This is a genomic window from Vibrio sp. OPT41 (assembly GCF_015163595.1).
Lineage (GTDB): Bacteria > Pseudomonadota > Gammaproteobacteria > Enterobacterales > Vibrionaceae > Vibrio > Vibrio alginolyticus.
The window spans coordinates 93,594-112,112 of the sequence record NZ_JADDYH010000067.1; the positions used below are offsets into that span (position 1 = coordinate 93,594).

14 protein-coding genes and 3 pseudogenes are annotated in these 18,519 nt (G+C 45.8%); 11 read left to right on the forward strand and 6 right to left on the reverse strand.

The annotated features are described in order from the left end of the window. Nucleotides 1-326: pseudogene (locus IQP38_RS26725) on the reverse strand (thermolabile hemolysin); the annotation flags it as partial. Between the two features lie 466 nt (nucleotides 327-792). Between IQP38_RS26725 and IQP38_RS22140 the strand changes: the two are divergent. Then, nucleotides 793-2,823, forward strand: a complete 2,031-nt coding sequence (locus IQP38_RS22140) for a S8 family serine peptidase (protein WP_025768035.1) — start codon at nucleotides 793-795, stop codon at nucleotides 2,821-2,823. Nucleotides 2,824-2,832: 9 nt separating this feature from the next. Further along, nucleotides 2,833-3,195 (forward strand): ATPase, encoded by a 363-nt coding sequence (locus IQP38_RS22145; protein WP_193838041.1) that lies wholly within the window; start codon nucleotides 2,833-2,835, stop codon nucleotides 3,193-3,195. Between the two features lie 85 nt (nucleotides 3,196-3,280). Here IQP38_RS22145 and phnX read toward each other — a convergent pair whose 3' ends face one another. The 3 genes from phnX to phnW form a co-directional block, all read right to left on the reverse strand. Further along, on the reverse strand, nucleotides 3,281-4,096 hold the full coding sequence (gene phnX / locus IQP38_RS22150; RefSeq protein WP_017635088.1) for a phosphonoacetaldehyde hydrolase: 816 nt from the start codon (nucleotides 4,094-4,096) through the stop codon (nucleotides 3,281-3,283). Nucleotides 4,097-4,185: 89 nt separating this feature from the next. Then, the gene (locus IQP38_RS22155) at nucleotides 4,186-5,565 is read right to left on the reverse strand and encodes an aspartate aminotransferase family protein (protein WP_017635089.1); all 1,380 of its coding nucleotides are present in this window, start codon (nucleotides 5,563-5,565) and stop codon (nucleotides 4,186-4,188) included. A 26-nt stretch (nucleotides 5,566-5,591) separates the two neighbouring features. Beyond that, nucleotides 5,592-6,695: a 2-aminoethylphosphonate--pyruvate transaminase gene (gene phnW, locus IQP38_RS22160; RefSeq protein WP_005432490.1), complete on the reverse strand. Its 1,104-nt coding sequence runs from the start codon at nucleotides 6,693-6,695 to the stop codon at nucleotides 5,592-5,594. 266 nt (nucleotides 6,696-6,961) lie between these two features. Between phnW and IQP38_RS22165 the strand changes: the two genes are divergently transcribed. The 5 genes from IQP38_RS22165 to IQP38_RS22185 all read left to right on the forward strand — a co-directional run bounded on the left by IQP38_RS22165 (nucleotide 6,962) and on the right by IQP38_RS22185 (nucleotide 13,004). Beyond that, nucleotides 6,962-7,972 (forward strand): putative 2-aminoethylphosphonate ABC transporter substrate-binding protein, encoded by a 1,011-nt coding sequence (locus tag IQP38_RS22165; RefSeq protein ID WP_053304642.1) that lies wholly within the window; start codon nucleotides 6,962-6,964, stop codon nucleotides 7,970-7,972. A 506-nt stretch (nucleotides 7,973-8,478) separates the two neighbouring features. Continuing rightward, on the forward strand, nucleotides 8,479-9,585 hold the full coding sequence (locus tag IQP38_RS22170) for a putative 2-aminoethylphosphonate ABC transporter ATP-binding protein (protein WP_005432488.1): 1,107 nt from the start codon (nucleotides 8,479-8,481) through the stop codon (nucleotides 9,583-9,585). Between the two features lie 8 nt (nucleotides 9,586-9,593). Continuing rightward, nucleotides 9,594-11,318: a putative 2-aminoethylphosphonate ABC transporter permease subunit gene (locus IQP38_RS22175; protein ID WP_054576179.1), complete on the forward strand. Its 1,725-nt coding sequence runs from the start codon at nucleotides 9,594-9,596 to the stop codon at nucleotides 11,316-11,318. A gap of 9 nt (nucleotides 11,319-11,327) precedes the next feature. Further along, on the forward strand, nucleotides 11,328-12,032 hold the full coding sequence (gene phnR, locus IQP38_RS22180; protein WP_005442366.1) for a phosphonate utilization transcriptional regulator PhnR: 705 nt from the start codon (nucleotides 11,328-11,330) through the stop codon (nucleotides 12,030-12,032). Between the two features lie 66 nt (nucleotides 12,033-12,098). Further along, nucleotides 12,099-13,004, forward strand: a complete 906-nt coding sequence (locus IQP38_RS22185; RefSeq protein WP_193838042.1) for an EamA family transporter — start codon at nucleotides 12,099-12,101, stop codon at nucleotides 13,002-13,004. Nucleotides 13,005-13,072: 68 nt separating this feature from the next. On the opposite strand, the gene IQP38_RS22190 is transcribed toward IQP38_RS22185, so the two are convergent. Both IQP38_RS22190 and IQP38_RS22195 read right to left on the reverse strand, forming a co-directional pair. Further along, nucleotides 13,073-13,624, reverse strand: coding sequence for an outer membrane beta-barrel protein (locus IQP38_RS22190; protein ID WP_005374044.1), 552 nt, complete (start codon nucleotides 13,622-13,624; stop codon nucleotides 13,073-13,075). A 12-nt stretch (nucleotides 13,625-13,636) separates the two neighbouring features. Then, a complete protein-coding gene (locus tag IQP38_RS22195; RefSeq protein ID WP_193838043.1) occupies nucleotides 13,637-14,563 on the reverse strand; it encodes a VirK/YbjX family protein in 927 nt (308 codons plus the stop codon). A gap of 412 nt (nucleotides 14,564-14,975) precedes the next feature. Here IQP38_RS22195 and IQP38_RS22200 point away from each other — a divergent pair, with 412 nt between their 5' ends. From IQP38_RS22200 to IQP38_RS22215, 4 genes and pseudogenes are all read left to right on the forward strand, one after another. Next, nucleotides 14,976-15,335 (forward strand): DUF3316 domain-containing protein, encoded by a 360-nt coding sequence (locus tag IQP38_RS22200; protein ID WP_017635096.1) that lies wholly within the window; start codon nucleotides 14,976-14,978, stop codon nucleotides 15,333-15,335. 207 nt (nucleotides 15,336-15,542) lie between these two features. Beyond that, a pseudogene (locus tag IQP38_RS22205) lies at nucleotides 15,543-15,877 on the forward strand (transposase); the annotation flags it as partial. A gap of 165 nt (nucleotides 15,878-16,042) precedes the next feature. Continuing rightward, nucleotides 16,043-17,581: a hypothetical protein gene (locus IQP38_RS22210; RefSeq protein ID WP_155489403.1), complete on the forward strand. Its 1,539-nt coding sequence runs from the start codon at nucleotides 16,043-16,045 to the stop codon at nucleotides 17,579-17,581. A 122-nt stretch (nucleotides 17,582-17,703) separates the two neighbouring features. Beyond that, a pseudogene (locus tag IQP38_RS22215) lies at nucleotides 17,704-18,451 on the forward strand (IS5 family transposase). The last annotated feature ends 68 nt before the right edge of the window (nucleotides 18,452-18,519 follow it).

Below are 18,519 nucleotides of genomic sequence, written 5' to 3' on the forward strand. Positions count from 1 at the left end.
TCTAGTGTTTCCTCACAACGCTGGCGAATTACGTTTTGTGAGGTATTGGTGTAGAACATGTTTTTAAATGAAACAGAGCTCCACCAATAACCATCGATAGTGAAGTCACTACCATCTTGGTTTTTTGCCCATTTCCAATCGGTAGCCGCATCGTCCTTGGAGTGGCTCGTACGATACCAGCATCGAACGTACGTATAAGTTTGATTTTCTTGCGCGCTAACCACTTCAGCCGCAGAAACCATTGCTGGTGATAAAGTTGGCTCCTCTGCAATGGCGGAGGCAAGCGGAAGTAATGCAGTTAATAGTGTGATTGTTTTTTTCATCATTCACTCTTCTTGTAATGGTTATTGTTCCGAATGCGTGAATACGCTCGGCTATAACAGTATTTAGATGAGAATTTTTCTCACTAAACCTTCTGATTCTGAGTAAATGCTCAAGACAGTCAACAACTAAATATTCAATATTTCAGTTTTGGCACCACGGTCAAAAAATCCATTCAGCATAGCAATCGATTAAATGGGTGATATTTAGAATAATTACTCACTAACATTAATTTAACATTCACTTTTTGTTAATTAAGTAATTGCTTTATAAGGTTTTGTCGGTGATTTTTAATGTTAACTTAAAGTGTTTATTGAATGATCTTTTGTACAAATTTGTATATTCATGAAACAAATTGTTTGGCATTTTTGCTCTGTAAACTATAGCTGAAGCTCTCATGCAAACATCATGATGATGACTTTTCATGAGAATATAGTGAATAAAAATTAGCTCAAATAAGGAATAGGGCAAATGCACTACACAACAAGTAAAAAACAAGGCTTATTTTCGTTGTCTGCCGTAGCAATAGCACTGACCACTTCGATGTCAGCGTTTGCGGCTCCACCAATGGGATTTGATGAATCTAAGTTACCGACGAAGTACATCGTCAAATTCAAAGAAGATGCAGTCAGCCGTTCTTCAATGGGTGGTAACTCATTCTGGGGGCCACGAATCGCGCAGGAGTCTGTTCTAGAACAGGTGAAGGCACGTAAGGTGGAAAAACTAGGCAATCGCGCCATTTACAGCGTTGAATTGGATGGCGATGACTTAGAGCCGCTTCGCAATCGTAGTGATGTGGAATACGTGGAAGTCGATCCACCTCGCTATTTGCTCAGCGAAACGACCCCATGGGGATATGAAGCGGTTAATGCTCAACTGCTAGCTGACTTCAATGCGGGTAATCGCACTGTATGTATTATCGATTCAGGGTACGACATTTCGCACAACGACCTAAGCGGTAACCGCGTTGCTGGTACTAACGATAGTGGTACGGGATCATGGAGTGATCCGGGTAACAACAATGCCCACGGTACTCACGTCGCGGGTACGATTGCTGCGATTGCCAACACCGAAGGTGTAAAGGGTGTGATGCCAAACCAGAATGTTAATTTGCACATCGTGAAAGTATTTAACGAATCGGGTTGGGGTTACTCATCTGGGCTTGTTAAAGCAATCCAGACCTGTGCCGATAATGGTGCTAACGTTGTGAACATGAGCCTTGGTGGTAGTCAATCAAGCCGAACTGAGCAAAATGCACTGCAAAATATTTACGATCAAGGCGTTCTATTGATCGCCGCTGCGGGTAATGATGGCAATACAGCGCACAGCTATCCAGCTTCTTATGACTCAGTGATGTCTGTTGCGGCTGTTGATAATCAAAATGATCATGCGGCGTTCTCACAATCTACTAATCAAGTTGAGATCTCAGGCCCGGGTGTGGCGATCTTATCAACGGTTACGGTAGGTGAAGGTAAACTTTCTGATATTACCTTGAATGGTGTAAGTCAGTTTGATCGTGGGATTGTTCCTCACAATCGTTTGATCAATAACGGTTCTTCGTATGTTCCGGATCCAATCGCGGGTTCAGTAACGGCAACGCTAGATAGCTGTGATGTATCTGGCGGTAACTTTAACTGTGGTGATATGTCGGGCAAAATTTGTTTGACTGAGCGCATTGGCAACCAGTCTTCAGGAAACTACCCTGAAGTGGATGCGGTTCAGGCTTGTTACAATGCGGGTGCGCGAGCTGCAATCGTATACAGCAACTCTGAACTACCTGGTTTACAAAACCCATTCTTGGTAGACACAAACAACGCTTATCGTATGGTTTCGGTAACGGTTGATCGTGCATTTGGTCAAGAGCTGTTGGGGTATGTTGGTCAGGAAATTACTGTTGCAACAACCTCTGGTGAAGATTACGAGTACTACAATGGTACATCAATGGCGACACCGCACGTAACGGGCGTAGCTGGCTTGGTGTGGAGTTACCACCCAACCTGTACCGCAGCGCAAGTACGTAATGCCCTAGTGAAAACTGCAACAGATATTGATGTTGCTGGTCGAGACAACCGTACGGGCCACGGCCTAGTTAATGCTGAAGCGGCGAAGCTGTTCTTGGACGCTGGCTGTAATGGACCTGATGGTGGTAGCTCTTCGGACTCTAGCTTCTCAAATACCAGCCCTGTTGCGATTCCAGATAATAAATCTTCTGGCGCAATCAGTGCAGTAGAAGTCGATCGCTCTGGTGATTCAGGCACAGTAAGTATTGACGTTGATATTAGCCACACTTACATCGGTGATCTACGAGTGACTTTAACGTCACCGACTGGTGGAGAAGTTGTACTTCACAATAATACTGGCGGCAGCGCTAACGATATAAAAAACACGTTCCAAGCGGATTTTTCTGGTTTTGAATCGCAAGGTACATGGGAACTAAAAGCGGTGGACAGTGCCAGAAGAGACACAGGCACCATCAACAGTTGGACTCTGACCTTTCAATAAGGAGTGGCTATGAAGAAGTTGACCTTACTTTCTTTGTCTGCGGTAGGCGCTACCGCACTATTGGCAATCGGACTGAGCTCAAGCAGCTTGGCAAACAATCAAGGATTTCCTCTCGTGGATGAACGCCAAGATCAAGCCGAGCAGCAACCTGCACGTTACTTTGTTAAGTATCATGAAGGAAAAGAGAGCGAAGTGAGAGCGCTTCTTCGTCAGCACAACATTGAAGTAGTCGACGCTCTGGTGAAACAACATGTGTTGATTGTGGTGGGTGAACAGGCGGAAGTCGATAAGCTCGCCGCTCACGATGCGGTCGAATACACCGAGCAAGAGCCGACAAGGAAGCTGCTATCTAACGGAACTACGCTTCAATAAGCCAAACCTCCTTAAGATAGTGCCAAAAAGAAAAGCGCCCCTCACGTAAGGGGCGTTTGTTTCATTTATTTGTGGAAGATGAAGACTAAGGACGCTCACCTGCTGCTAGGCGACGTTCGATATCTGCAACCACTTCTGGGAAGTCAGCGATCGTATCGATAAGGTAGTGCGGCGAGCTCTTGAGCAGTTTTGCACGCGCTTTTTCACGAGCGGCATCAAGCGTTGCTTCGTCCGCGGCTTGGTATTCTTCAAAAGTTAGACCTGCTTCGTTACCAGAAAGCAGCAAACCAACGGTCCACATACCAGCGTTATGACCTTCATCGATGCCCGGTGCGGCGTCATCCACTTTGATACACTCATTAACGTCGGTAACATTCAGCTCAATCACGTTTTTCAGTGCCATAAATGGTGCTGGGCGACCACCTTGCGACAGGTCATCCGTTGCTACTACGTAATCCGGTTTGTAGCCGTAATCCGCAGCCACAGGAATCAGCACATCCATCACTTCGCGGGGGTAACCAGAACAAGAACCGATCTTGATGCCTTTGTCTTTCAGACCGTTCACAACTTCAATCGCATTAAGGATTGGGTCTGCATGGTCCGCCACTTTTGCTTTTTGTAGCGGCATGAATGCTGCGTAGATAGCGTCGATATCTTCGCTGGTCATTGAGCGACCAAACTTCTCATTCCAGCGCTTATCAACGGCAGGAATACGACCCACTGCTTGGATGTGATCCCACTTGCCAAGACCCATTGGTTCGCGCGCTTCTTCAAGGTCGATTTCAAAATCAAAGCCTTGTTTGAATGCTTCCACAAAGATGCTAGTTGGCGCAAAAGAGCCGAAATCGACGATAGTGCCAGCCCAGTCAAAGATCACTGCTTGAATTGGTGAGTTGCTCATGTTCAATCCTTTTTCTTGCTTGCCAGAGCGCTGCCTACACATTGGAACCGCGCTCTGGATAAATTGGTTTTTGTTGAGGTCAGTCGACCCTAAAAGTAGTTAAAGTCTTTGCACACTTTGGCGATGGCTTCTTCGAAAATTGCCAACGCTTCTGTCAGTTGTTCGCGAGTGATGATCAGCGGTGGGCTGAGTTGAATCACGTTACCTTGCGATACCTTGAAACTCACTCCGTTGTTGAGGCATTGGTACAGCACAGCTTCCGCTTCGTCATACGCGCGTGCTTTGCTTTCGTGGTCAGTGACCAGTTCAATGCCCCATAACATGCCGATGCCACGCACATCACCAATCACTGGGTACTTAGCTTTCATCTCTAGCAACTTTTCACGCATGAACTGGCTGTCAGCTTTGGCTTTATCTAGCAAGCCGTCTTGCTCAATAGCTTCCATGGTTGCCAGTGCTGCAGCACAACCGATAGGGCTTTTCTCATGAGTGTAATGGCCCATGGAGATTTGCTCGGCGGTGTTGTATTTGTCTTTGGTTACCATGGCCGCGATAGGCACTAAGCCACCACCCAAACCTTTACCGATGCAGAGCATATCTGGCTCGATGTCGTAGGCTTGGTAGGTAAACCATTCACCACTGCGACCCATGCCGTTAGGGATGTCGTCGATGATCAGCATGACATTTTGTTTGTCACAGATTTCGCGGATGCGTTTCCAATAGGCTTTACTCGGCACTTGTACGTCGGTATTACGAACTGCTTCTGCGATAAACGCGCCCACGCCACCTTCTTTCTCAATCACGTATTCGAGGTAATCGGCGTAATGCACATCGCTGCCGTCCGCGACTGGGAAAGCACCACGGTAAGATACGGCTGGTGGGATTCGCTCAACACCTGCCATTAATGGTCCCATACCTTGGCGGAAACACGCTTCGCCGCCCACTGAGATGGCATCCAACGATGCGCCGTGGAAGGAATCCCACAGAGACACCACCTTGTAGTTGCCCGTGATGTGGCGCGCTAGTTTAAGTGCCATGCCAACCGCAGATGTGCCACCCGGAGCAAACAGCACGCGATTCAATTCGCCGCCACAGATTTGGGTGAGTTTTTCGGCACATTCAATCGCAGTTTCATTGGTAAAACGACGTGGTGAAAACGGCAGTTTGGTAATTTGCTCTTGCACACGTTTAATCACATGCGGATGACCGTAGCCTAGCTGATGGACGTTATTGCCATGGAAGTCCATGTACTTTTTACCGGTAGCATCTTGGATGTAGATGCCTTCTGCTGCTTCCAAGGTATCTAAGCAAGGCGTTGACATGGCTTGATGAAGAAAGACCTCCGAATCACGCTTCAACAATGCTTGCGTGCGTTCGTCGTCCATCGATGCATTCCAAGCTTGGCGCGCTGGTGTCGTGTTGACATCACCTTCGCTGCGGAAATGGGTCGGTTTGATATTCTGAGTCATAACGCTCTCTCAATCAGAAGGCTGCTTTACGCAACTTGCCAGTACATTGCTTTTTCAATCGCACCGATTAAGCGCTCGATATCTGCTGGGTAAACTTCACCAATGTTGCCGATGCGGAAGCAATCTGCGTTCGATACCTTACCCGGATAGATCACGAAGCCCTGCTCTTTCAAACGTGTGTAGAACGCTTTGAACTGGTAATCACTGTGCGTCGGAGAGTAGAAAGAAGTGATGATTGGCGAGTGAAGGTCATCACTCAGTAGCGGTTCAAACCCCAAAGAGCGCATACCTGCAACCAGTGTTTTCTGGTTAGTTTGGTAGCGGTTATGACGAGCCTCAATGCCGCCTTCTTGTTCCAGCTCTAATAATGCTTGATAGAAAGCGCGAACCGTGTGCGTTGGAGACGTAAAACGCCATTTGCCGTGGTTCACTTCCATGCAGTGCCACTGGTCGTAAAGATCAAGGCTCAAAGAACGAGCCTGACCTTGGCACTTTTCTAGCTCAGTTTGTTTCGCAATCACAAAGCCAAAACCCGGTACGCCTTGAATACATTTGTTTGCAGAGCTGATCATAAAATCGATGCCTAGCTCTGCGATATCGATAGGAATGCCACCAAAGCTCGACATGGCATCGAGAATCACGACTTTACCGTGTGCTTTTGCCGCAGAAGCAAATGCCTCAATTGGATTCAGCATGCCAGTGGTTGTCTCACAGTGAACAATCGCCACGTGTGTGATCGCAGGATCCGATGCCAATGCAGTTTCCACCTCGTTCAAGTGTGGCTGTGATGTTTCGCCTGGGGAAACTACATGGCATGGAATATTTAGGTAATCAGCGATCTGAGCGATACGCGCACCGTAAGCACCGTTGTCGACAACCAACAATTTTCCATCTTTGCCAATGGCACTGCCAATCGTTGCTTCTACTGATGCGGTGCCGCTACCTTGCATTAGTACGCTGGTGTAGCCGTCTTGCTCCGTCGCCAGTTTTACAAGCTTAGTGCGGATCACTTCTACAATGTCTTTGTTGTATTCATCATCCCAAGTACACCAGTCTTTTAGCATGGCTTCACGTACTGTTTCAGAAGTAGATAGAGGACCTGGAGTCAGTAGTAGGTATTCGTTTTTCATCTCGATTTCCATCAGAATAGGCTAATTGGTCTACACCAAATTTCGAGTTCACTCTAGCGAGGAAGAAAAGGGCAGTAAATAGGCGAATGTCCAATTTCATAAAACTTTAATATCCAGAAAATGGCGGATCAATTGAACGATTATTCATCGCAAATTTTCGTAAAACTGCCATTTAATGGTCATGATTTCGTCACAAAGACTCAGTAGGGTGTATATCGTCAACTGGTACAGACCAAATGAAAACTTAGCCAAATTAACTGGAGAAAATGATGGAAAACCGTTTGATGAAAGGATCGCTGGCTGCACTTGTCTCTCTGCTAGCTACGAATGCAATGGCAGCACAGGAAGTCACGGTTTACACCGCTTTCGAAACTGACATTCTTGCGAAATACAAGTCTGCGTTTGAGAAAGATAACCCAGATATCAAGATTAAGTGGGTTCGCGATTCCACTGGTATCATGACGGCGAAATTGCTGGCAGAGAAGAACAACCCTCAAGCGGAAGTGGTTTGGGGTCTTGCTGGCTCGTCAATGGCACTGCTTAAAGATGAAGGTCTTCTTAAGCCTTACACACCAAAAGGTTTGGAAGAGCTGCACGCGAACCTAAACGACCCTCAATCAAACCAAGCTTGGTTCGGTAACGATGCATTCTTTAACGCAGTTTGTTTCAACGAAGCGGTAGCGAAACAACTTAACCTACCGAAACCAACGTCTTGGGAAGACCTAACGAAGCCGGTTTACAAAGGTCACATTGCAATGCCGAACCCAGCGTCTTCAGGCACTGGCTACATGCAGGTTTCTGCTTGGCTACAAAACATGGGTGAAGATCAGGCATGGAATTACATGCGTGACTTAGACAAGAACATTGCACACTACACGCACTCTGGCTCTAAGCCATGTGTTCAAGCGGGTATGGGTGAAGTGGCTATCGGTATCTCGATGGCAAGCCGCGGCGCGAAGCTGAAAACACAAGGTGCACCACTAGCGGTGATCACACCAAAAGGCATCGGCTGGGAATCAGAAGCCGTTGGTCTAGTAAAAGAGTCTGATGCAGCGAAACGTGTTGTCGACTGGTCAATCTCTAAAGCAGCAAACGAGCTTTACGTAGAAATGTACCCAGTGGTTGCACATAAAGAAGTGAAAGCGACTGTGTCTAACTTCCCGAACGTTCAAGAGAACATGGCGAAGATGGACTTCGCGCAAATGGGCAGCAAGCGTGCAGAGATTCTAGCGGCATGGTCTGAGAAGTTCGACGCGAAATCAGAACCAAAGTCTTAATCGAATTTGCTTTGAGTGGAATACTGAAATCCACCTCGGTTGAGGTGGATTTTTTGTTTTCTCTGTTATTTCAGAGTTTGCTGAAAGTAGATTCCTAGTCTCACCTAGGTTCGCTGGAATGACGGACTTAAGAAAGTTGGGAGCTTCTATCCGCACTCACAACGTCATTCTCGAGAGCGACGGAGGAGTGAGTCGGGAATCTCAGAAAATAGTGCTTGTAAGAAATTCCGGATGGCTCGCTTAGGCTCGTCCGGAATGACGATATTAAGCATATGGAGTGTAAGTCAAAGCTCGTAATTCTAGGCAATACGTGTGATTCAGAATTTATAATCCACACTCACCACGTCATTCTCGAGAGTGACGAAGGAGCGAGTCGGGAATCTCTAATTGTCACGTAAACAAACTTCGCTTCTCTTCATCTATTTGTCATCTTCTGGCTATAAATTTGTCATTGGAACGTAACACTCCAAAACTAAAGTTGGTATATACCATTTGGAGCATGTGTTATGTCAACTAACCAACATTACCTAAATATTGAAAATGTAGTGAAGCAATTCGGACAGTTCACTGCATTAAAGAAAATCTCGCTAGCGATTGAAAAGGGCGAGTTTGTTTGTTTTCTTGGTCCTTCTGGCTGCGGTAAAACCACTCTGCTACGTGCCATTGCAGGTTTAGACTTGCCAACGTCTGGTGCGATTTTTCAAAACGGTCAAGAGACCACATTCCTACCACCAGAGAAGCGCGATTTCGGCATCGTATTCCAATCTTACGCGCTGTTTCCGAACCTAACTGTGCAAGAGAACATTGCAGTGGGTTTGAAGAACCAAGGCATGTCGACCAAAGAAGCGTTAGAGAAGGTGGATTATTGGTTAGAAACCATTGGTCTTCCAACCTCCGGCGAGAAATTCCCTAACCAACTTTCTGGTGGCCAGCAGCAGCGTGTTGCTTTGGCTCGTGCATTAGCTTTGTCTCCGGGTCTACTGCTGCTTGATGAGCCATTATCGGCGCTAGATGCAAAAGTACGTGTTCACTTACGTGACGAGATTTGTAAGCTGCAACGTAAGCTGGGCATCACCACCATCATGGTTACGCACGATCAGGACGAAGCATTGTCGATGGCGGATCGCATTGTGGTGATGAACCATGGCGTGATTGAGCAAGTCGGTACACCTCAAGAGATCTACCAACAACCAGCAACGCGCTTTGTCGCTGAGTTTGTCGGCAGCATGAACTTTATTGAAACCTCAGTAGCAACGGACTCCCAAGTACGCATTGCAGAAACCCTAATGCCAGCGCCAAGCTTGACCAATCGTAAGATCCAACGTGGTGACCGCTTCGACCTTGCGGTGCGTCCTGAAAGCATCAAGTTCGTTGAAAACTACACCAACTCTTTACCTGTGCGAGTTACCGCAACCGAGTTTCTGGGGGCGTTTTTCCGCATTGATTGCGTATTGCAAAACGACAGCTCAACGAAAACCATCGTCGTGGATGTGCCTGTGGAAACGGTTCAAAAACTCAATATCAAGGCGGGCGATGTACGTTACATCCAGTTTGCTGAAGAAGGGCTGCATGGTTACGCCGTGCCCTCGGTTGATAAAGCGCTAGCAGCGTAGGTGTAAACATGGATGTGAAGACAATGACGATGAATAGCTTGACCACACAAGACAAAGCAAAATCTTTACTCGGACGTGTTAGCCGCGACAACCTTGTGTTGTTTGGTTTGCTCGCTGGCTTGTCGACCATAATGGTGCTGTTCATCTTAATGCCGCTTTGGGCAATGTTGACCAAGAGTGTGCAAAATGCCAATGGCGAATTTGTCGGTCTGGCAAACTTTGCGACGTACTTTTCCTCTTCAAGCTTGTGGGTGTCGGTGGGCAACACCTTCACTTTGGGCGTGATTGTCACCTCGGTAGTGGGTGTGCTTGCATTCGGTTATGCCTACGCGCTGACTCGTTCATGTATGCCGTTTAAAGGTTTGTTCCAAATCCTAGGTACTGCGCCGATTCTCGCGCCTTCGTTGTTGCCGGCGATCAGTTTGATCTTCCTTTTCGGTAATCAAGGCATTGCCAAAGAGATGCTGTTAGGAAACTCGGTTTACGGCGTGATTGGTATCTCGATGGGTTTGATTTTCTGGACCTTCCCTCATGCATTAATGATCTTAACCACTTCGCTGCGTACTTCAGATGCCCGTTTGTATGAAGCAGCGCGCGCACTTAAAACTTCACCCATCAAAACCTTCTTTATGGTGACGTTACCTGCGGCGAAATACGGTTTGATCAGTACGCTTATTGTGGTTTTTACATTGGTTATCACGGACTTTGGTGTGCCGAAAGTGATTGGGGGCAGCTACAACGTTCTGGCGACTGACATCTTCAAGCAAGTCGTGGGACAGCAAAACTTTGCCATGGGTGCGGTGACTAGCATTATGTTGTTATTCCCTGCGGTAATGGCGTTCGGCGCAGACCGCTGGGTACAGAAAAAGCAAAAGAGCTTATTCGACACACGCTCGGTGCCTTATCAGCCAGAACCTAACAAAGCGCGCGACAGCATTTGTTTGGTTTACTGCAGCATCATTTCTATCGCAGTGTTGGCAGTGCTAGGCATGGCGGTGTATGGCTCGTTAGTTACATTCTGGCCTTGGAACAAAGCGCTGACGCTAAACAACTACAACTTTGCCGAAATGAGCACTTACGGTTGGAGCCCATTCTTCAACTCGCTAACGCTGGCAGGTTGGACGGCAGTTATTGGTACAGCCATCATCTTTGTTGGTGCTTACTGCATTGAGAAAGGGCGCGCGTTTGGTCCAATTCGCCAAGTGATGCAAATGCTCAGCGTGGTGCCGATGGCGGTTCCGGGTATGGTGCTTGGCTTGGGCTACATCTTTTACTTCAACGATGCGAACAATCCTTTGAACGTACTTTATGGCACCATGGCATTCTTGGTAATTAACACGGTAGTGCATTACTACACAGTAGGTCACATGACCGCCCTGACAGCTCTAAAGCAGTTGCCATCGGAGATTGAAGCCACGGCGGCATCGGTGAAGCTTCCTCAATACAAGTTGTTCTTTAAAGTGACATTACCTGTGTGTTTACCTGCGATTTTGGACATTGCGACTTACTTGTTTGTTAATGCATTGACCACCACTTCTGCGGTAGTATTCCTTTACTCAACCGATACGATTCCGGCTTCGGTCTCGATTCTGAATATGGACGATGCAGGTCAAACTGGCGCTGCAGCAGCTATGGCTGTGATGATCATGATTGCTGCCGCAATTGCGAAGATTGTTCAGATGACTTTGGGTAAATTGTTAGAAAATCGCACACAAGCTTGGCGCAAAAGATAAGGACACTTCGTGCAATACGTAAAAATTAAAGATTCGATTGTTGAACAGATTGAAGCGGGCATGCTATCGCCGCGTCAAAAACTGCCAGCAGAGCGTAAGTTGGCGGAGTCGTTCGATACTACACGCGTTACTTTGCGTGAAGCTTTATCACTGCTAGAAGCAGAAGGTCGAATCTATCGCGAAGATCGCCGAGGTTGGTTTATCTCACCCGAGCCATTGCGTTACGACCCAACCCAAACGCTAAACTTCCCGAACATGGCGAAAGCGCAAAATCGTGTGCCAAAAACGGAGTTGGTTGCAGCAAAAGGGACGTTGGCAAACAAACAAGCGGCGCGTTTGCTGGACTTGCAGCCTTTCTCGGATGTGTATCGAGTCGACCGTGTGCGATACCTTGAAGATAGACCTGTGGTATTCGTAACAAACTACATTCGCCCAGAGCTGTTTCCGAACCTGTTGGACTACGATTTATCAAATTCGCTGACGGACATTTATCGCGATCATTATGGCGTTACATATCAAAAGATTCGCTACCGCATTTCAACCAGCACTTTGTTGGGTGAAATGGCTCAAGCATTGCGCGCGACAGCCGGTACGCCAGCGATGGTAGTGGAGCGCATCAACTACAATCAGCACGGTGAATTGATTGATTGCGATATCGAGTATTGGCGACACGATGCCATCAGCATTGAATCTCTGGCGGAACTCAATCGCTAAGTGGATTTTCTCATCATCTAAGGCTCCATATCGGGGCCTTTATTTTATTCAAACAGGAACATTGAAATGGATTTGTTGGCGATTGGTCTCGTCGTTTTTTCTGCTGTTCTCCATGCGGGTTGGAATATTCTTGGTAAAAGCAACTCAGGCTCTGGACTCGCGTTTACCATGGCCGCCAGCTTTTCTGCCTGTGCCATTCTTACCCCTTATTTGATTTGGTATTTGGCGACCATTGGCTGGACATCATTACCGAGTGAATTTTGGGGATTGCTGTTCATTAGCGGCATTTCACAAATGGTCTATCTGGTCGGCTTGATTGTCGCTTATAAGCACGCAGACGTGGGCGTGGTTTATCCGATTGCTCGGGCACTGCCTGTGATGATGGTTGGCGCAATCAGTGTGGCATTGGGGCATGAATTATCCAGTCAGCAGTGGCTTGGATTCTTGCTGATAACCCTTGGTTGTATGCTGGTACCACTGACGAACTTTCGTCAGATGACGCTGAGCTCTTATTTGAATGTCGGTGTGTTCTGGGCATTAATTGCCGCAATAGGCACAACGGGTTACTCCGTGGTTGATAAAGAAGCGCTGAGTTTACTCACAGGGCAAGCGCCAGAGATCTTGAATGATCAGTACAGTGCAATCTTCTATTTGGGCGTGCAGTTTTGGGCAATTGGTATTCCTGCCCTTGTGTGGTGCTTGGTTACAGGCAAGCCAGATGAGATTAAGACTGCGTGGCAGATCCGCAAAACAGCCAGCATGGCAGGGGTAATGATGGCATCCACCTACGGCTTGGTGCTGTTTGCGATGACCATGACAGACAACGTGAGTTTGGTGGTGGCACTAAGGCAAATCAGCATTGTGTTTGGATTGTTTATGGGGATTTGGTTTCTGTCTGAGAAATGGTATCTCACCCGAGGGCTTGGCGTTACTTCTATCGTGGCGGGGATCATTCTCGCGCTTGCGTATTGACCTATATTCACGAAAAAAGGCAGCGAATGAGCCTCTCGCTGCCTTTTGTATTAACTTGTAAGCCTTGTTTAAAAACGCAGTTGCGCACCAAACATCACGCCGCTAGAGTCAAAATCGCTGTTTTTTGAGTACACATATTCTGCATTCAAACCAAAGTGTTTATAGCTCCAGCCGATACCGCCAGCCGCTTCACCTCCGACACTTGAGTGTTCGATGTTCTTGCTCTGACCGTTCACTTTATAAGTGTATTCGAGAGTGTAGAGAGTGACACCTGCCTTGCCGTACAGTTCGAAACCTGAACCCAGAGGATAGCTAGCATAGCCACTCAAGCGAGGTCCGGAGAAGCTCGTATCGGTGACTTCTGAAATCGGACTCACGAGTATCGAGCCGATACCGTCAAACGCGCCTTTATAACCTGCTTCGATACCAAAGTTATGTGTTGGCATGTAGCGGTAATATATTTCACCTAAGAACATGTCGCCTGATTCTTTGCTTGTCGGAGCATCGTAGTTCACATCGCCATAGCCAATGTTTGTACCTATGATGTGCTCACTGGTTTCTGCATTGGCTGACAAAGAAAAAGCCGACAACACTAAAGCAGTAATGAATGAATAACGCATGAACGCTTCTCCTTAGCTTTTAGCTTGCTCGCCTTTTAATATTTGTTCGAAAGTGACCTTGGTGTAGTCTAGCCATTCATAACGGCGACGATACATCGAACGCTTAGAGCGCGACATGCCTTCGATATCTCTACGGGGTGCATTTACATCAATTGAGTAAAAATGACGATTGTATTCGGTGCCGCCCAATTCTTGCCAGAGTGCATCGTAATCCGTTTTTATTCGCCCTTTGCTGTAACGTTTAGCTGCGTAAGTATGGGACTGCGTTTTCACCGCTAGAATCGTATTTACTTCCCAAATTTGTGCGAGCAAAGTGAGCAAGCTCACCATCAAGCTTTTTGGTCTCTGTCCGTAAAGCTTACGAGTTAGCTTTTTAATTTTCGCGTTGTTTTCTTCACTGCTTCGCGGTCCTTGTAAGCCTCCAATCATAATGCTGCGTCCAGATTCGATGTGACCTAGCGTAAAAGAGAGCGTGTAGAAGTTGCCATCTTCAGCGCTGTGCAGCACTAGGCTCATGTCGCCTTCTTTTTGATAACGTGCTTCGTATACTAATCTCACCGAGTACAGTATTTCGTCAATTTCAAAAGAGGCTAATGTTAGGCCTTTCGAGTCTGTGTAGATTTCTTCGATTGTTTGTTTAGAAAACAGTTCTGAAATAGTTTTATAGTGATCAACTACCAAGTTAGAACGATCGAACGCTGAGTTGTTTTTGATGATATACGGACGAAACGGTTTCTCTAAAAACCGATGCGTACGTGTACAAAGCAACTCTAACAATGACGATTCAATATTGTCTGAAAGGTGCTTAAATGCACGTTTGTAATAAAGCGCACGTAAGATGAACTTAGCTCTGTAGGTCCAAATTGGCTTGTAGACATCAGCATAATCATCTGAGTAAATCGATTTGCTATGGTAAAAAATAGATTTGTTCGCGGTCATTTTCACTCCAGATTAACTTGTGCTCAATAGCGACAATTAAGAACCGACGGACGAGCAGCGAAGAACCCGAAAAGGAGGAATGCAAAGCACGACTGAAAAGAGGTGGTTTTTGCTGTGTCCGACGTTTTTGTAAGGTTTTGAACACTGTTCTTTTGCTGGAATTCTAAGAGAAAATTGACCTTAGGTATTGTATGGTTTGGTAAGGAAGTGTCAGGTTGAAACCCATTGTTCAAAATGAAGAAAATGCGAATGTCGGCTGAATATGACGTTGAGTTGCTAAGTTAATGTGAAATAAGTTGAACGAAAATTGAACATTATTTGAAATTGTTTTGACGTGTTTTAGGTCTTTATACGTACCTTATAAGTATCGAGCCAATTTTGGCCCGATGTAAAGGTAAGTAAGGAGAGGTTTATGAAACGCTTAACAACTTTAGCAAGTACGATTGCTCTGATTGCTGCACCTTCTATGGCTCTTGCTGGTGGTTATCAGTGGACAAACGATACCGAAACTATCCATGGCGACGTAATGGATAGCAAACAAGCGGCTTATGAAATGGGCCGAGACATGATCCAAAGCTACCAAAATAAATCATCTGGACAACTCCGTGATGAGTTTACGAGCCTTACAACGTATGTTGATCGCCAATCGTTTTCTATCACTGACTCAAAAGTCATGGTAAATGAGTTCTTGCAAAGTGACGGGCAAGTTGTTTACCAGCCTATTCTCAATGTTCAATACGAGTACCGCATGCGTGAACCTGGTAATCGTTAATTAATTTATTCGCTAGCATTTATAACTCTATTGCCTATTTAATCCTTGTTGTGAATTCGTTTTATTATTTTTGGGGAGCATTTGCTCCCCTTTTTATTATTAAATATATATTCCTGATGAATGTGTGTCTTAAATGTAATATCTCGTAAGAACCTATCTCAATAGGTGTTGCCTGAGTTAAATCAACACCTATTGAAAACACTGTAAATGAGTTCAACACAATACCTAATCTTCGATGCGCTCTGGGAAAAAATAGAGCCATTGTTGCCCGCTCACAAGACTAACCATCCTCTCGGTACGCATTGAAAACGAGTCGATAATCGTGATGCGATGAATGGCATTCTTTTTGTTCTCAGAACTAGTTGTCAATGGAATGCGCTTAACACAACGGGTATTTGTATCTCTAGCTCTGCGCATCGTAGCTTTCAATAGTGGTGAGATGCAGGCGTTTTTGAGCTATTTTGGCAAAATGGTCTGATTTACGAGGGTGTTGATTGGCGTTCTAGATCAATGGCTGCCAAACTAAAGCACCTTTTGCTGGCTATGAGCGACAATCCTTTTGATTCTTAGCACTGTTCATACCGACCACAAACCAGAATGAAACTGCTCAACTCTTTCGCTGGCTCTGTTTCGCTGACTTAACATCACCGCCTTGCCACTATTTTCTGTTATAGTGCTGATACCATAAACAACAATTACACCAGTTAATGAGAAAAATTATCTTACCGCTTGTCATGGTTGGATTTTTTGCACTTCCCACTGCGCTTAAAGCCAATACGGAAAACAATGCATGCAACGATACAACCACTGCTAAAACGCGAGCACTATTTTTAAAGCATTATCAGAAAAAAGATTACACAGCAGCCTACTACGCAGCTTATCTTTATGCTGATAGTTGCCCAGCTTTGTTTTCGGCGCATTCACCGTCAGTAGAAACACTATGGCTGCTTAGCGACTATTCTCTCGCGGCATCACGGAGCGATAATCAAAAAGCATGTGACGACATAGCCTCCCTTGTTAAGGCCGATACGTTACAGAAACATTCCCGTATCGCCCAAGCAATACAAACCAACCTTGGCCTATGTTCACTTAAGCAAACCGAATCACGGATTGATACACGGCTTACTCGCTCAAGTTGTGCTTTTGACAAAAACTTCCTTTCCGTGCCGGCATCTTGGCAAGGCAAAGTCGCAAATCATGACTCGATAGAATGTATTGGCCCCAAAACATTAACACAAGGGACATCACTAACCTTACTAAAGGCGGACACCGAAAATAAAGCAATTCGCATTCCCTTCGACGGTGTTATACCCAACGATGGCAAGACCCGTCTTCTCTTCCTTGGCGACGAACGCTCTATGATGGTTGCCTATGTCTTTAACACAGAAGGCCCCCTGCAACCCCAATCCGTTAACAAACGTACCGAATACTATTCATTACGCGCTTATCAAACCAACGAAACAACGCAACAGCAAGTCGCACAGCTCAATACCGGTATGGTACAGAGCAAAAGCGACAATGATTACTCACCGGAACACCTTACTGAGCTAGAAAAAACAATAACGACAGATTTTACCGTCGACCCATACAACTGGTGGGGACATAAAGCGCTCATCGACATCAATGAAATGGCTAGTGAGGAAAACTTCCTTGTCGCTCAATATAAGGATCGTATTGAGCTAATTTATAATCTTGGCAATGATATAAAGACGCTTGATTTGCTAACGGGTAACAAAAAGACCGTATTCACAGCACCTGAACAGGTCTATGTCCATAGTATCGAAGAATCACTGCTGTATATAAAAAACAAACAGGATGATTATTTTGAGCTAGATCTCACTGCAGCATCCCCCTCTCTGGTACAGGTTCCCTATGTGCCACCTCCGCACAAAGGACGCTATTCGTCCGTACCGCTAGTATCAGCCGACCAACAAAGTCAAATAAGCAGCGATGACGGCCAATTACTCGTTGAAAGCCCCTACCATAAAAGCATTCTGATTAATGATCACTACGAAAACTGGGTGATCAATAACCTTTCTTGGGGGGGCGATAGTTATGAAATCTATTTTGATAACTCATCAGCCTATGCCTGCATCTGGCGAGTTGATTTACTCAACCGTAAAATCGAACGAGTTATTCCGATAGAAGCTGCCGTTGAGCCCTATGGATTTCGTGTTGGCAATGTCCCTTATGTGGTGTATGTCGATAGAGACAAAGACAAACTCTATTTAGCGACCCCCATGTAATAATCAATCGTCGACTTCCCAAGTGATATCGCAGCCCTCGAGCTAAGAACCTATCTCAATAGGTGTTGCCTGAGCTAAATCAACACCTATTGAAAATACTGTAAATGAGTTCAACATAATACCTGATCTTTAATGTGCTCTGGGAAAAATTGAGCCATTGTTGCCCGTTCATAAGACTAACCATCCTTCGGTACGCATCGAAAACGAGTCGATAATAGTGATGCGATGAACGGCATTCTTTTTGTCTTTAGAACTGGTTGTCAGTGGAATGCGCTTAACGCAACGGGCATTTGTACCTCTAGCTTCGCACATCGTCGCTTTCAAGAGTGGCGAGATGCAGGCGTTTTTGAGCGATTTTGGCAAAATGGCATGATTTACGTTGGTGTTGATTGGCGCTCTATATCAATGGATGGCTGCCAAACTAAAGTGCCTTTATCTGGCTCAAAAAAACAGCAAAGAACCCAAAAACAAGGCATAAAACGCAGTTTGTTGACGGATGCGAATGGATTGCCACTTGCTGTAGTCAGCGTGGTGCCAACGTTCACGATATCAAATGGGTACTTCAAACTTTAGATGCATTAGAAAGCTATCGACCACCTTTACAAGCGCCACTGTATCTCGACAGAGGTTACATGATGAACTGGTTACTTTGAACTACATCCCTCATGTTCAATCACGAGAAGAAGAGGCAGCTAGCTTAAAACAATCGGATGATTTTAAGGCTCATAGTTGGGTAGTGGAGCGAACCCATAGCTGGTTAAACCATTATCGTAGATTGCTTGTTCGTTGGGATAAGAAATAGAAAACTACGAGGCCATGTCGCATTTTGCTTGTGGCCTCATTGTTTGGAATAAACCCCTTTTGGGATAGGATCTAAATATTTTCTAATGCTCAGCGTAAGTTTTTCTAGCTCGTTGAATATTCGGTAGGTTTGTAAA

Bases quoted from the DNA above. Each gene is read 5' to 3' on its own strand.
- IQP38_RS22140 (WP_025768035.1), top strand. From the start codon at position 793: ATGCACTACACAACAAGTAAAAAACAAGGCTTATTTTCGTTGTCTGCC.
- IQP38_RS22145 (WP_193838041.1), top strand. From the start codon at position 2,833: ATGAAGAAGTTGACCTTACTTTCTTTGTCTGCGGTAGGCGCTACCGCA.
- phnX (WP_017635088.1), bottom strand. From the start codon at position 4,096: ATGAGCAACTCACCAATTCAAGCAGTGATCTTTGACTGGGCTGGCACT.
- IQP38_RS22155 (WP_017635089.1), bottom strand. From the start codon at position 5,565: ATGACTCAGAATATCAAACCGACCCATTTCCGCAGCGAAGGTGATGTC.
- phnW (WP_005432490.1), bottom strand. From the start codon at position 6,695: ATGAAAAACGAATACCTACTACTGACTCCAGGTCCTCTATCTACTTCT.
- IQP38_RS22165 (WP_053304642.1), top strand. From the start codon at position 6,962: ATGATGGAAAACCGTTTGATGAAAGGATCGCTGGCTGCACTTGTCTCT.
- IQP38_RS22170 (WP_005432488.1), top strand. From the start codon at position 8,479: ATGTCAACTAACCAACATTACCTAAATATTGAAAATGTAGTGAAGCAA.
- IQP38_RS22175 (WP_054576179.1), top strand. From the start codon at position 9,594: ATGGATGTGAAGACAATGACGATGAATAGCTTGACCACACAAGACAAA.
- IQP38_RS22185 (WP_193838042.1), top strand. From the start codon at position 12,099: ATGGATTTGTTGGCGATTGGTCTCGTCGTTTTTTCTGCTGTTCTCCAT.
- IQP38_RS22190 (WP_005374044.1), bottom strand. From the start codon at position 13,624: ATGCGTTATTCATTCATTACTGCTTTAGTGTTGTCGGCTTTTTCTTTG.
- IQP38_RS22195 (WP_193838043.1), bottom strand. From the start codon at position 14,563: ATGACCGCGAACAAATCTATTTTTTACCATAGCAAATCGATTTACTCA.
- IQP38_RS22200 (WP_017635096.1), top strand. From the start codon at position 14,976: ATGAAACGCTTAACAACTTTAGCAAGTACGATTGCTCTGATTGCTGCA.
- IQP38_RS22210 (WP_155489403.1), top strand. From the start codon at position 16,043: ATGAGAAAAATTATCTTACCGCTTGTCATGGTTGGATTTTTTGCACTT.